At 34.4% G+C, this 13734-nt stretch carries 11 protein-coding genes, 1 tRNA gene and 1 pseudogene; all 13 read left to right on the forward strand.

Annotated elements, in window-relative coordinates:
• Nucleotides 1–94: 94 nt before the first annotated feature.
• The 13 genes and pseudogenes from J0J33_RS04470 (at nucleotide 95) to J0J33_RS04530 (ending at nucleotide 13681) form a co-directional block, all read left to right on the forward strand.
• Nucleotides 95–1969, forward strand: coding sequence for a hypothetical protein (locus tag J0J33_RS04470; RefSeq protein WP_206921806.1), 1875 nt, complete (start codon nucleotides 95–97; stop codon nucleotides 1967–1969).
• Nucleotides 1956–2822, forward strand: a complete 867-nt coding sequence (locus J0J33_RS04475) for a glycosyltransferase family 2 protein (RefSeq protein WP_242526942.1) — start codon at nucleotides 1956–1958, stop codon at nucleotides 2820–2822. The genes J0J33_RS04470 and J0J33_RS04475 overlap by 14 nt, the downstream gene beginning before the upstream one ends.
• A gap of 244 nt (nucleotides 2823–3066) precedes the next feature.
• Nucleotides 3067–3140 (forward strand) — tRNA-Ile (locus J0J33_RS04480).
• Nucleotides 3141–3887: 747 nt separating this feature from the next.
• Nucleotides 3888–4532: a CPBP family intramembrane glutamic endopeptidase gene (locus tag J0J33_RS04485; RefSeq protein ID WP_206888280.1), complete on the forward strand. Its 645-nt coding sequence runs from the start codon at nucleotides 3888–3890 to the stop codon at nucleotides 4530–4532.
• A gap of 146 nt (nucleotides 4533–4678) precedes the next feature.
• Entirely contained in the window at nucleotides 4679–6235 is a 1557-nt protein-coding gene (locus J0J33_RS04490) for an ABC-F family ATP-binding cassette domain-containing protein (RefSeq protein WP_206888283.1), read from the forward strand.
• Between the two features lie 165 nt (nucleotides 6236–6400).
• The gene (locus J0J33_RS04495) at nucleotides 6401–7576 is read left to right on the forward strand and encodes an SLC13 family permease (RefSeq protein WP_019292097.1); all 1176 of its coding nucleotides are present in this window, start codon (nucleotides 6401–6403) and stop codon (nucleotides 7574–7576) included.
• Nucleotides 7577–7633: 57 nt separating this feature from the next.
• Complete coding sequence (locus J0J33_RS04500) at nucleotides 7634–8278, forward strand: helix-hairpin-helix domain-containing protein (RefSeq protein ID WP_206888286.1); 645 nt, start codon at nucleotides 7634–7636, stop codon at nucleotides 8276–8278.
• A gap of 19 nt (nucleotides 8279–8297) precedes the next feature.
• Nucleotides 8298–10509, forward strand: a pseudogene (locus J0J33_RS10935) (DNA internalization-related competence protein ComEC/Rec2).
• A 154-nt stretch (nucleotides 10510–10663) separates the two neighbouring features.
• On the forward strand, nucleotides 10664–11440 hold the full coding sequence (locus J0J33_RS04510) for an alpha/beta hydrolase family protein (RefSeq protein WP_029343492.1): 777 nt from the start codon (nucleotides 10664–10666) through the stop codon (nucleotides 11438–11440).
• Between the two features lie 195 nt (nucleotides 11441–11635).
• The gene (locus J0J33_RS04515) at nucleotides 11636–11851 is read left to right on the forward strand and encodes a F0F1 ATP synthase subunit C (protein ID WP_003135074.1); all 216 of its coding nucleotides are present in this window, start codon (nucleotides 11636–11638) and stop codon (nucleotides 11849–11851) included.
• A gap of 54 nt (nucleotides 11852–11905) precedes the next feature.
• A complete protein-coding gene (atpB, locus tag J0J33_RS04520) occupies nucleotides 11906–12619 on the forward strand; it encodes a F0F1 ATP synthase subunit A (protein WP_004259176.1) in 714 nt (237 codons plus the stop codon).
• A gap of 13 nt (nucleotides 12620–12632) precedes the next feature.
• On the forward strand, nucleotides 12633–13139 hold the full coding sequence (gene atpF / locus J0J33_RS04525; protein ID WP_004259173.1) for a F0F1 ATP synthase subunit B: 507 nt from the start codon (nucleotides 12633–12635) through the stop codon (nucleotides 13137–13139).
• 14 nt (nucleotides 13140–13153) lie between these two features.
• A complete protein-coding gene (locus J0J33_RS04530) occupies nucleotides 13154–13681 on the forward strand; it encodes a F0F1 ATP synthase subunit delta (RefSeq protein ID WP_019292093.1) in 528 nt (175 codons plus the stop codon).
• The last annotated feature ends 53 nt before the right edge of the window (nucleotides 13682–13734 follow it).

Genomic DNA, 13734 nt, shown 5'->3' on the forward strand with positions numbered 1-13734 from the left:
TATTTGAAGGTTGATTAAAAATAATAATTTCGCTATTATTAAAGAAGCGTGTGTTTCGAGCACAAATACTATTTTATATGAGGGAATTCTTACCGTGAAACAAAAACTAAACAGGTATATTGAGAAACGTTGGATAAGGAATTTAATTTTCTTCTTTATTTCATTAATTCTGTTCTTACCTTTTTTAATTAATGGAGAATTAATAACTTATGTTGACTCCAATTTCCACATTACACGTCTTTATGAGATTGTAAAACTACAACAACACGGTCAATTTTTTCCAGATATTGTACAATATTCAGGAATTCAGAATTGGGGGTATGGACTTAATCTATTTTATCCCTCGTATGGCTTGCTTCCCTTAACGTTACTTTGGCGTTTACTTAATAATCCTGTTTTAGCTTTCATATTATTTGATATATTCATAGTTTATTTTGCTTTAGTAATGAATTATTCAGTCTTTAAAAAAGCAACAAATAACATTTTACAGGCTTTTATATTTTCAATAACTTATATATTAACTGCAAGTGCAGGTATAGGAACAAATCCATCATTAACAAGGTTAGTATGGATAAATCAATATACTTCTAATATTGTTTTTTTATTTGCTCCAGTCATACTTATTAGTTTCTATAAGATTATTTTTAAGAGTGATAAGAGATTTTGGAAGAGTGCAGCTGGATTTAGTGCGTTAGCGGTAATGTTATCTATACCTGAAACTTTTGCTCTTGTGCTTACCATTCTCTTGATTTTTATTGTAGGGTTGTTGAAGAAGAAAATCAATATAAAAAATATTAATATTCTATTTGGAACGACCATTGCTACAATTGCATTATCTGCTATATTCACAATTCCATTTTTGGAGCAGCGTCTTGGAAGTACCTGGGCACCTCTACCTAATAGTCAAACGCAATGGGGTAAGAGTTTTTTTGACAATGTGGTAAAACATATATTTGATTTTTCTGATGTACTTTCACTTTTAGTTATAGTAATATTTGCCTTACTTTTTATAAATAAAAAATTAGATAAAAAATATAAGTGTATAGCTTTAGGCTATCTCATTTCTCTTCTCTTTCTTCACTCATCGGTTTTCCCATGGTGGCTTATACAAAATTTCTTTTCAGAGACAATTCAGTATACTTCACGTTTGGATTTCATTCCCAAATTATTAGGAAGTATTTTTGTTGCAATGGGTTTGATAGACTTGACGGAAGAAAAACCACGAATAATTCCAATTGCATCTTCAATTATGCTAATTTTTGCTATCTTAGGCATGTATGGTAATACTATTTTTACTTATTTTCCAGTTTTACCTGCTAGTCAAGTTGGCCCAACTAAAGCAAAAAACGGAATCAAAAATGAGTCTTTTGAACCAACTAACAAAAATTTACGTTGGAGATTATACTTTAGAGTAAACCCTCAGAATATTGATGTTATTTTAAATAGTAATTTTGCAACTCGAAAAGAGCTGGGGCAGAAAAATAATGATTTAACATATTCATCACTAGCGTTTAATGATTATAGAATTAAAGGACAATTTAAAAATAATCAAAAAGTTTATGCAAATTCCTTGGTGAAGTTTGATGGCAAACTACATGAAAATATAGCTTCCGTACAGGGAGAGGATTTAATGATTAATAATTTGCCAACTAACATTGATACCGTACAAGCACCTATCACATATCTTAAAGGATTTAAAGCCTTCGATAGTAAAGGGAATAAATTAGTTTCATATAAGAATAGTGATGGTTTTTTAGAAATTGAACCAAATGGTTCAGATATTGTCAAAGTTACATACGAAAAAACAATTGCACATAAGGCTAGTATTATTATTTCGATTTTCTCCTGGATTATTTTCCTTGCGGGAATTTCAATAAGTAAGATTACGAAAGGAAAAAATCGTGCCAAAACTCTCAATAATCGTTCCCGCATACAACGAAGAAGAAGTACTCGAAATGTTCGTCGATGAAGTGGATAAGCAAACGGAAAGTTTACCTTTAGAAAAGACTTTTTACTTTATTAATGATGGTTCACGGGATAAAACTCTAGAAGTTTTGAAAAAACTTGCTGTAAGGGAAGATATTAAGTATATTTCGTTTTCAAGAAATTTTGGTAAAGAAGCGGCATTATTAGCAGGATTAAAAGCTGCAGATGGAGATTTTATCACAGTGATGGATGCAGACTTACAAGATCCACCACAAATGTTAAATGAAATGTATATGAAGATAAAAGAAGGTTATGATATAGTGGGAACACGCCGTGTTTCACGAGATGGGGAACCCCCTATTCGTTCATTCTTTGCTAAAAATTTTTATAAAATTATTAATAAAATATCCGATACAGAGATGGTTGATGGAGCACGTGATTTTCGATTGATGACTCGTCAGGTTGTTGATAATATTTTAGAACTAGAAGAACGCAATCGTTTTTCAAAAGGATTGTTTAGTTGGGTTGGTTTTGATACCACTTATCTTCCATACGAAAATCACGAACGTGTTGCAGGTTCTACTTCTTGGAATTTTTGGGGGCTGGTTAAGTATTCAGTTGATGGCATTGTAAATTTTTCAGAAGTTCCGCTTAATCTTGCAACATTTGTTGGATTTTTAAGTTTCTTAGCATCAATAGTGATGGGATTATTTTACTTTGTCAGAACTCTAATTTGGGGTGATCCAGTTGATGGATTCCCTACTCTTGTAATTCTTGTGCTATTACTCGGAGGGTTGCAGCTTCTTTCTTTGGGAATTATTGGCAAATACCTTGCAAAAATTTTTGTAGAAACTAAGAAAAGACCTAATTATATTGTGAAAGAAACTAATATATAATTTTTTGTTCCCTTTAACTTTTAAGAGGGATAAAATTTCACAGTATTGAGGTTAGAAAACTAGGGGTGTACTTGTCCTAATTTACTTATAACGGATATTTATCTAAGACGTCTGCTTTATGCAGGCGTTTTAATATGCTATAATGAACGTATGCCAAGCTCGATAAAAATACAAACTATTTATAAGCTCATAACACTTAATCAAAGAGCTTGGTATAGCTCCCTTTCATATTACGGGGAGCTTTGGTTCTTTATCTTAGCTGGTTAAAGTTCTCCGCTCATAACGGAGTTATCGCTGGTTCGAATCCAGCAGGAACCATATGAAAAGATTTGAATTTATTTATAAATTACTTGCGACTTTGCTTATTGTATTAGCGATATTTCTTCAGTATTTTACAGAATATAAATCTGTAAGTCGTATAATACTGGTCGTTATTTTAATAACTGTTTTGATTCGGTCATTTTTTCCGAACCATAAAAAATAAGGTTTATGCTATAATAAACGTCTGTTCTTAATAGGTAAATCTCTATGATAATAGGGATTTTTCTGTTATACTTTAGGTACACAATTTAGTTATTTCACTTTATCCCTACACTCTGTGGGGATTTTAATTTAGGGGGCAAAAAAGGGGCATAAGTATAAAACTTTAGTATATTTTCCACAACTTGTAGAAAAAGTTTGATATTTACAGAGCTTTATATAATCAACTTTTATAACTTTCTACTATTATAATAGTAGAAAAATTAGATTGGAGGGTTCAATCGGTTAAAGAAAAAGCAAAGCTTTTTCCCGATTGAATCAGCAGATAGAGATTTTCATAAGAAAATCATCACTCGTATCGGTTAAAGAAAAAGTAAAGCTTTTTCCCGATTGAATCAGCTCTCAGACACCTTGTCTGAAACAATCTCAATATCAAACTAAAAACCCCTTATATAAGGAGTTTTTTTAGAATTTTTATATAATTTCAATACAAAAACATCTTATATCAATAAAAATATATTGACAATCGATAATTAATCTTATAAAATAAGTCCATCAATATTTATGAAAATTAGGAGTAGAACTATGGAAGTAAAAAGCAAGGAGATAATAAAAGCACTAATTGGCTTCGGTCTTCTTTATATCGGATTTTATCTTATGGGATCTGTAAATTTACATATCGGTCTTTTTCAAGAGTTGACATTGCTAGTATTTAGCCTTTTAGCTGCTGCACTTATCTTTAAAAACTCCGCACTGGAATGGTTTAGAAAGCCAGAAGGTAAGTATCTTAAAATAATTATTCTTTGCTTTTTTGCAAATGTTATTTGGTCATTTATTGGTGGAGCTTTGGTGCAGATAATCTTTGGCTTAGCCGGAAATCATGGCAACGAGGCCATTGGAAATCTAGCGCTCCTACCTTTTGTACCTTTTATGCTGATGGGAGAAGAACTTTTTTCGATAACTCTTCTGGAAACTTTTCGTAAAAAATTTGCTTGGCCGACATGGATTAGTACCTTGCTGACAGCTTTTATTTTCGGTATGGTTCATTTTCAAACTTATTTTGGCGGGGATGTACTAAGAACAATTGTTCAAATCTTACTCGTGCAGGGAGCTGCCCGTTTGATATTTAACTATGCTTATCTGAAAACAAAATCAATCTGGACTTCTTGGACAGTGCATCTTATCTTTGATATTGTTATGTTAACAGTACCTCTTTTTTTACAGAAATAGTAAGCTGATCCTCTGGATCAGTTTTTACTTATCTGAACAAAATAATAAATGAGGAATAATCTTTACTTAAGGGTATACTCAACTTCCTACTTTTAACTTTTTGTGTTAAACTATTAAACAGTATGTAAAAAAGAAAGAGCTGTAATATGAGTATTATCAATGTAAAAAATTTATCGCATGGCTTTGGTGAGCGCGTGATTTTTGAAAATGTGTCTTTCCGTCTTCTTAAAGGCGAACATGTCGGGCTGGTCGGTGCGAATGGTGAAGGTAAATCCACCTTTATGAATATCATCACAGGAGCTTTACAACCCGATGAAGGTAAAGTAGAATGGTCAAAAAAAGTTCGCGTGGGTTACTTAGATCAACATGCAGTCTTACAAAAAGGGCAAACAATCCGTGATGTTCTTTCAAGTGCCTTTCAGTATCTTTTTGATATTGAAGCGGAAATTAATGATCTGTATTTGAAAATGGGAGATGTGACTCCAGAAGAAATGGATCAACTTTTGGAAGAAGTCGGCGAACTACAAGATATTCTAGAGCAAAGTGACTTTTATCAAATTAACTCTAAAGTGGAGGAAATCGGACGCGGACTTGGTCTTCATGAAATCGGCTTTGAGCGAGATGTTGAAGATCTGTCTGGTGGCCAACGTACCAAGGTTCTTTTGGCAAAACTCTTGCTGACGAAACCCGAAATCCTGATGTTGGATGAGCCAACAAACTATTTGGATGAAGAGCATATTGCATGGCTTAAGCAGTATCTCTTAGAATATGAAAATGCCTTTATCTTGATTTCGCATGACATTCCTTTCTTAAGTTCTGTTATTAACATCATTTACCATATGGAAAATGGTTCCTTAGATCGTTATGTTGGCAATTATGAAGCCTTCCAGTCTGTCTATGAAATGAAGAAAAAACAAGAATTGGCCGCATATAAACGCCAGCAATCAGAAATTGCAGATCTTAAAGATTTTGTTGCACGAAATAAAGCACGTGTTGCGACACGAAATATGGCAATGTCCCGTCAGAAAAAACTAGATAAAATGGACATGATTGAATTAAGTGCAGAGCGACCAAAACCGCAATTTGATTTCAAAAAAGGTGCAACTTCAAGTAAACTTATTTTTGAGACTAAAGATTTAGTTATTGGATATACGGAGCCTTTGTCACGCCCACTCAACTTACGGGCTGAGCGCGGCCAGAAGATAGTTTTTACAGGGGCAAACGGGATTGGTAAAACAACTCTCTTGCGCAGCATTTTGGGAGAAATACAAGCCATTGACGGAGAAGTTCAACGTGGTGAAAAATTAGAAATTGGTTATTTTGAACAAGAAGTGAAAAGTGACAATGGGAAAACATGTTTGGAAGAGATTTGGGATACTTTCCCGGCAATGAACCAAGCGGAAGTTCGGGCTGCATTGGCACGTTGTGGCTTAACAAAAAAACATATTGAAAGTAAAGTTGCGGTTTTAAGTGGTGGTGAAAAAGCTAAAGTTCGCTTGTGTAAATTAATGAATGCTGAAAGTAACGTTCTTGTCCTTGATGAGCCAACCAATCATTTGGATGTGGATGCCAAGGATGAACTCAAACGTGCCTTACAAGAATATAAGGGAACAATTCTTTTAATTTCACATGAACCAGAATTCTACCAAGATGTTGCAACTGAGACTTGGAATTGTGAATCTTGGACGACAAAAGTACTGTAAACAGTACTTTTTATTTATTTAAAGTAACTTTTTTAGAACCGATAATCCTTGCTGTATTTTTTCTTCTAAAAAAAAATCCGTTTTTTTATAATCTTTTTCGTAATTTCATGGAAAAAAGTTGTATAATTGTAGGAGTGCAATCAATCAGTTTTTTAAGGAGAAAACATGGAACAGCAAATCACAAGAAAGCCAGACAATGCTTTCAAAAAGTTGACCCAGTTTTTTATTGTTGATAAGGTCTTTCTTGTATCGTTTATTATCGCCGTTATTTCAGTGAGTATGGGCGGAATACAGACTGAATTTTTTGATAACAAAGTCATTGTAACTGTTTTTGGTTTAATGTTAGTTATTGCTGGTTTTCGATCTACTGGTATTTTGTCCTATATGGGCCAAACATTGGTTAAAAGAAGTAAAACAACGCGTCAGCTTGTACGATTCACCACAATGCTGGCCTTCTTTTTTGCCGTATTTTTTACTAATGATCTCACTATATTGACGATTTTACCGCTTTACTTGACGATTACTCGAGAAATAAAAAATCGTAAGTCTGTTTACATTGGAGCCGCGATGATTGTACCTGCTTGTCATACAGGCTCAAGTCTTTTACCGCAAGGTAATCCTCACAATCTTTATTTATATTCTTTTTATCAAAACCCAGCACATCATTTGGGGCAGTCATTGACAAATTTAGAATTTTTTAAAGGAACAGGATTACTATGGCTCGCAGGCTTTCTGCTCTTGAACTTGGCTTGCCAATTTATTGACAACGAACCCTTGGTCATTGAAACAAAAGTAAACAAGTTTAATCGATTAGAAACCTCAATCTTTATTGCTTTAATGATTTTAATGGCCGCAGCTGTATTTGGTTATGTTAACTTTTATCTTGCTGTAGCTATTGTTGCTGTAATTGTTCTTTTCTATCGCCCCGAACTTTTTAAGGGTGTTGATTACCATTTACTTCTTACCTTTGTTTTCTTCTTCTTGATTGTAGGAAATATCGCAAATATTCAAGTACTTACGGACTTTATTAGCAATACCTTTGTTGGCCCACAGATGTCCTTCTTAGGCACAGTCTTTATGAGCCAGATTATCTCTAATATCGCAGCACCAATTCTTATATCACCTTTTACTCCTCATGCCGTTTCTGTCGTTATCGGAGCAGATATTGGTGGTATAGGGACGATGGTAGCTTCAATGGCAACGTTGATTGCCTATAAAATCATTCGCGTTCAAGCACGTGGTGAAACGGCAGGATTTGTAAAATACTTTGCCTTAGTAAATGCTGGTTTTCTTGCTGTTTTAGTAGTTGTAGGTTTGATTATCGTGAGTTTTGGAATTTAAAAAAGTTTTTATAAAAACATGCAGTGAAAAACTGCATGTTTTTTCGTATTTAGAACTATGAAAAAAATATCAGAATATGTAAAAGAAAATTGGAAAATCGCTGTTGGAATTGTTTTGGCATTGACTATTTTAGGGGCTTTTTATTGGAATAAAAAAGTTTTAGATATCCCAAAGCAAGAAGAAAAGCATTCCGAGTGGGCGGAGCTGAGCAAGGAAAAAGAAGCTACAGGAAAGAAAAAAGAAGAAAAAGAAGCAGATGAGAATGAAATCGTCGTTGATGTCAAAGGCGCTGTCAAAAAGCCAGGCATCTACAAGTTATCCTCCAAAAAGCGTGTATCTGATGCAGTAGCAAGTGCTGGGGGCTTTACAGAAGAAGCAGAAAGGAAGGGAATAAATCTGGCAAAAAAATTACAAGATGAAGCAGAGGTCTATGTTCCAGTGAGAGGAGAAGCAGATACAAATCACTTGTTAGAAACCAAAGATAATACCAGTAAAACAGCTGAAAAAACTAAAATTAATATTAATACAGCTGATTTAACTGAATTGCAGCAGCTTAGTGGTGTAGGAGCAAAAAAAGCGCAAGATATTCTGGATTACCGTTCTGAAAATGGTTCTTTTGAGTCAGTGGAAGAATTGACCAAGGTAAGTGGCTTTGGTCCTAAAACATTAGAAAAGTTAAAAGAAGCAATCACTGTAGATTAAGAAAGGCTCTGGCAGTTAGATGAAACAAAAATTTACGCTTATCTATTTAGTATATCTCTTAGTTTTTGTTTATTTTCTTATTTTCAGTTTTTCATGGCCTTTACTTATTCTTAGTTTGTTTAGTCTCTTCATCGCTTTTTATCGTCAATACTATAGTTTGTTAGCCCTTTTACTGTGCTTTAATTTCTTCTTACTCATGGTAAAAAAAGAGACAGAAGTACAGGAAATACAACAACCAGAAAAAATTTCGAAGATTACCCCTTATATGGATACTCTTCAAGTGAATGGAAACAGACTCAGTTTCAGGGGAGAAGTGAACGGAAGAGATTTCCAAGCTTTTTACACATTGACTTCGGAAAAAGAAAAAGAATACTTTAAAAATCTTAGGATAAAGGGGATTTTTTACATTGAAGGCACATTAGAGATACCAGAAGAGCAAAGAAACTTTTCAGGTTTTGATTACAGAAAGTATTTAAGGACGCAAGGTATTTCCCGACTTCTTAAAATAGAAAAAATTGAAGGATTTGAAGAAAAACATGACTTTGATTTACGGCTGGTACGCCGAAAAGCTATTCTTTGGACACAAGAACATTTTCCTTCTCCCATGTCGTCCTATATGACAGGGCTTCTTTTTGGTTGGTTGGATAAAGACTTTGAAGAAATGGGGGAACTTTATACTAGCCTCGGTATTATCCATTTATTTGCCCTGTCAGGGATGCAGGTAAATTTTTTTATTGAACTTCTTCGAAATATTTTATTAAGGCTAGGTTTATCAAGAAAGTTGGTCTATTTTATCCAAATTCCCTTTTCGATATTTTATGCTTTTCTTACTGGCTTATCTCTCTCAATCTTACGTGCGCTTCTTCAAAAAAATATACCTATTAAAAATTCAAGCGATAGATTTTCTATCACTTTTCTTCTTTTAATGATATTCAGTCCATATTTCCTACTGACAACAGGAGGACAACTGACGATGCTCTATTCTTTCTTAATCACATTTTTTTCACAAAAATTCAATGAACTAAAAGGATTAAAAAGAGCATTACTTGATTCTACTGTTCTAGCTGTTGGGGTACTTCCACTTTTGATTTTTCACTTCCATTCTTTCCAACCATTATCGATTATATTGACTTTATTATTTAGTCTGATTTTTGATTTTTTACTTTTGCCAGGTTTACTTTTTGTCTTTCTCCTTTCTTTATTCGGCATTGATCTTACATTACTTAATCCTTTTTTTTATTATTTTAGAATCAATAGAAAGACTGGTTGGCAGTTTATTTGATAAACCGATTGTATTTGGCAAACCAAATCTTATTTTTTTACTTTTGCTTTTTATGCTAAGTGGACTTGCACTCGATTTTTACAGAAAAAGGAACTGGAACTTAGTTGTAATAATTGTCCTTTTCTTTCTTTTTTTCCTTGTTAAAAATCCTAAACACCCAAATATTACAATGGTAGATGTGGGCCAAGGAGACAGCATTCTCTTGCAAGACAGGTGGAACAGTCAAAATATCTTAATTGATACTGGCGGTAGATTAAAAATAAGAGCTGATGAGCAGTGGAAGGAGGGAATTTATAAGAGCAATGCTGAAAGTACACTTCTACCTTATCTGAGAGCGAGTGGAGTGAGCAAAGTAGATGTTCTGATTGTGACACATCCAGATGAGGATCATATTGGCGACTTGGAGAGTGTAGCTCAGAAAGTACCAATAAAAAATATTTATGTATCAGCTAGTGCATTAGAGAAGAAAAATTTTGTTAAAAAACTAAGCAGCTTAAAAAGTCAGATTCACATTGTGCAAGAGGGAGACAAGCTCCCCATATTTAACAGTTATCTCCGGTTTCTAACGACAGGAGGTGAAGGAAAAAGCGATAATGATAATTCTTTAGTGACGTTTGGTGAATTTTATGGGAAGAAATTTCTTTTTACAGGTGACTTAGAAGAAGAGGGAGAGGTTAAACTCCAGAAAGAATATCCACATTTAGAAGTTGATATCCTAAAAGTTGGACATCATGGCAGTAAGACTTCTACAAAGGAAGGTTTTTTAGAAGCGATTAAGCCTAAGGTTGCTCTTATTTCTGCTGGAAAGAATAATCGATATAAACATCCGAGTCAAGAAACGCTTCACCAATTAACTGCACGAGGAATAAAAATTTATCGGACAGACCAGCAAGGAGCAATCCGTTTCCTTTATAAAAAAGGCACTTGGCAAATTCAAACAGTAAAGTAAGTTTGGGTACAAAAAATGTTACATACTATATGACAAAACAGCGTTGCTTTTTGATTGAATAGCAATGAGAATAAGGCGATATGTAATAATTCTTATGTTATAATAGTAGGAAACGTTTACTTGAATCATAAAAGTAAACGGGATGGGAGGAAAAATGGCTATTATAAATATTGAATATTACTCCGAAGTACTGGGGATGAATCGTAAGTTTAATGTGATTTATCCAGAAGCTAGTAAAACAGGTGTAAAAGATGGAAAAGATATTCCAGTGCTTTATCTATTGCATGGGATGTCTGGAAATGAAGATTCATGGCTTATAAGAACGGGGATTGATCGTTTGATTCGTCATTCTCAACTTGCCATTGTCATGCCTTCAACTGATTTGGGCTTCTATACTAATACTAATTATGGTATGAGATATTTTGATGCAATTGCAAAGGAATTGCCACAAGTGGTACATAATTTCTTTCCTAACTTGAGCAGCAAGAGAGAAAAGAATTTTATCGCAGGTTTGTCGATGGGAGGTTATGGCGCATTCAAGCTGGCTTTGGCTACGAAAAATTTCAGTTATGCAGCAAGTTTATCAGGAGCGTTAGATATGACTGACCTAAAAGAACAAAGTGCTGAGAATGAAGCTTATTGGACCGGAATTTTTGGTGACCTTGATCACTTTAATGATAGTGAAAACAGCATTCTCTATCTTGCAGAACATCATGAAGGTGAAAAGCCCAAGCTTTACAGTTGGTGTGGGGAACAAGATTATCTTATCTCTGGAAATAATAGAGCGGCTCAACTTCTTGAGGAAAAAGGCTTTGACCTTCGTTATGAAAAATCGCCGGGTACACATGAATGGTACTATTGGACCAAACAAATCGAGACCGTTTTAAAATGGCTTCCTATTGATTATAAGGAAGAAGAACGTCTAAGTTAAACAGCTTAAAATTAAAATGTAAAACCTTGAAACTTAAATAAATCCTAAAGAAAACGTTTGCTCAAAAAAGGCCGAACGATTTATAGAAAAATGTTTGATAATCTTAGGTTAAGTTTTGACAAACGGATTGAATAGGACTATAATTTCATAGTAATAAAAATTTGCGAAAAATCGCACATAGAAAGAGGTCATTAAATGACAACAATCTCAATTGAAGCTCTTAAAGCAGTAGCTATTGGTATTAGTGCACTTGGTGCCGCTATCGGTGATGGACTTATTGTTTCAGCATTTATTAATGCTGTTGCACGCCAACCAGAAATGGAAGGCAAACTCCGCGGAAGTATGTTCCTTGGTGTTGCCTTTGCCGAAGGTACATTCTTCATCGCCTTAGCTATGGCTTTCTTGTTCTAAAAATCGTTGATTTAACTTTTATACTCAACAATTATTTAGAAAGGAAGACTAGCTATGGAATCAACATGGACTTTTAATGTTGGACCAGTAACTTTTGACGGAGTCATTCTATATATGACAGCTTTGACCGTTTTAATTGTCTTTGGTCTGATTTATTGGGCAAGTCGCAATATGCAACTGAAGCCTACAGGTAAGCAAAACGTCCTTGAGTGGGTAGTTGACTTTATTAACGGCATCGGACGTGAAAATCTAGGTGCTAAAGAGTCACCAAAGTATGCCCTCATGAGTTTTACACTCTTTTCTTTCCTTTTGATTTCGAATATTATTGGGCTAGTTACTAAAATCACTGCACCGGGTGACATCAGCTTATGGCGCTCTCCAACAGCAAACTCAACAGTTGACTTGACTTTAGCAGTCTTAGTCATTGTACTCGCCAATACCCTTGGTGTGAAACAGTTTGGCTTTAAAGGCTATATTAAAAATGCCTTTTGGAAAGAACCTAAAGCAATGCTTCCGATGACTATTATGGAAGAGTTTACAAATGCCCTTTCTATGGGACTTCGTCTTTACGGTAATATCTTTGCCGGAGAAGTTCTTCTAGGGATTATTGCTGGAATGATCGATTCTGGTTGGTTTATTCTTCCTGTGACATGGATTTTAGCAATGGCTTGGATAGCATTCTCAATCTTTATTTCATCTCTTCAGGCTTATGTATTTGTTCTTTTGACAAATCTTTACATTAGCCACAAAATTTTAGCAGAACACTAGGAAAGGAGTAGAAATGCTTACTACATTATTAGAAACTGCTCCGAATACAGTTCTTGGTAATATTATCGTTGTCAGCGGTGCATTCATCATCTTGCTGATCTTGGTTCGTAAATTTGCGTGGGGTGCTATTACAGGTATCTTTGAAGAACGTGCAAATAAAATCAACAACGATATTACAACTGCAGAACTGTCAAAAAAAGAAGCAGAAACATTATTAGCGCAACGTGAAAATGAACTTGCAGGTTCTAAAGAAGAAGCTGCCAACATTATCCAAACTGCCAATGATACAGCTAAACAAAATCGTGCAAATATCTTGGCAACAGCCAATGAAGAAGCTGCGAATGTGAAAAAACGTGCCCAAGAAGATATTGAGCAAGAACGCAAAGAAGCGCTCAGTTCAGTTAAAGGGGATGTTGCTGATATTTCAGTACAAATTGCTGAAAAACTCATCGGTCAATCTTTGGATTCACAAGCACAATCAGAACTTATTGACAGCTATATTGCTAAGCTTGGCGAATAGGGGGTTGGTTGAAAATGACAACAGTCAATTCTCAAAAATACAGTAAAGCCTTGCTTGAAGTTGCAGAGGAACAATCTCAATTAGAAGTTATTCTTTCTGAGGTTAACGAACTGACACAACTTTTTAAAGAAGATGATCTTGCTTCTTTCTTCGGAACGGAAGTATATTCTACAGCAGCAAAATCAGAAGTTATTGACAGTATCAAAGAAAATTCATCACCTTTGATGAAAAATTTCCTTGATACTGTTCGTGCAAACGGACGATTAGCTGATTTAGCAGAAATTCTTGCTGAAATTAAAAATACAGCAGATGATATGTTTAGAATTGCTGATGTAGAGGTCATTTCAAGCGTGAAATTAACCGAAACACAAATCGAAAAATTTGTTGCTCTCGCTAAATCGAAATTTGATTTGAACGAAGTAACAATCGTGAACACAGTAGATGAAAAGATTGTCGGTGGATTTATTGTAAATTCACGTGGAAAAATCATTGATGCTTCTGTCAAATCACAATTGGCAAAAATTGCCAAAGAGATTCTCTAAGAATCTCCTTTGAGAAAAAATTCTCAGCCATTTAACATGAAAACTCAGAAAGG

This window comes from Lactococcus sp. LG1267 (assembly GCF_017309545.1).
Classification (GTDB): Bacteria; Bacillota; Bacilli; order Lactobacillales; family Streptococcaceae; genus Lactococcus; species Lactococcus petauri.

Coding starts and splice junctions, on each gene's coding strand:
- J0J33_RS04475 (WP_242526942.1), top strand. CDS start 1,956: ATGTTCGTCGATGAAGTGGATAAGCAAACGGAAAGTTTACCTTTAGAA.
- J0J33_RS04485 (WP_206888280.1), top strand. CDS start 3,888: ATGGAAGTAAAAAGCAAGGAGATAATAAAAGCACTAATTGGCTTCGGT.
- J0J33_RS04490 (WP_206888283.1), top strand. CDS start 4,679: ATGAGTATTATCAATGTAAAAAATTTATCGCATGGCTTTGGTGAGCGC.
- J0J33_RS04495 (WP_019292097.1), top strand. CDS start 6,401: ATGGAACAGCAAATCACAAGAAAGCCAGACAATGCTTTCAAAAAGTTG.
- J0J33_RS04500 (WP_206888286.1), top strand. CDS start 7,634: ATGAAAAAAATATCAGAATATGTAAAAGAAAATTGGAAAATCGCTGTT.
- J0J33_RS04510 (WP_029343492.1), top strand. CDS start 10,664: ATGGCTATTATAAATATTGAATATTACTCCGAAGTACTGGGGATGAAT.
- J0J33_RS04515 (WP_003135074.1), top strand. CDS start 11,636: ATGACAACAATCTCAATTGAAGCTCTTAAAGCAGTAGCTATTGGTATT.
- atpB (WP_004259176.1), top strand. CDS start 11,906: ATGGAATCAACATGGACTTTTAATGTTGGACCAGTAACTTTTGACGGA.
- atpF (WP_004259173.1), top strand. CDS start 12,633: ATGCTTACTACATTATTAGAAACTGCTCCGAATACAGTTCTTGGTAAT.
- J0J33_RS04530 (WP_019292093.1), top strand. CDS start 13,154: ATGACAACAGTCAATTCTCAAAAATACAGTAAAGCCTTGCTTGAAGTT.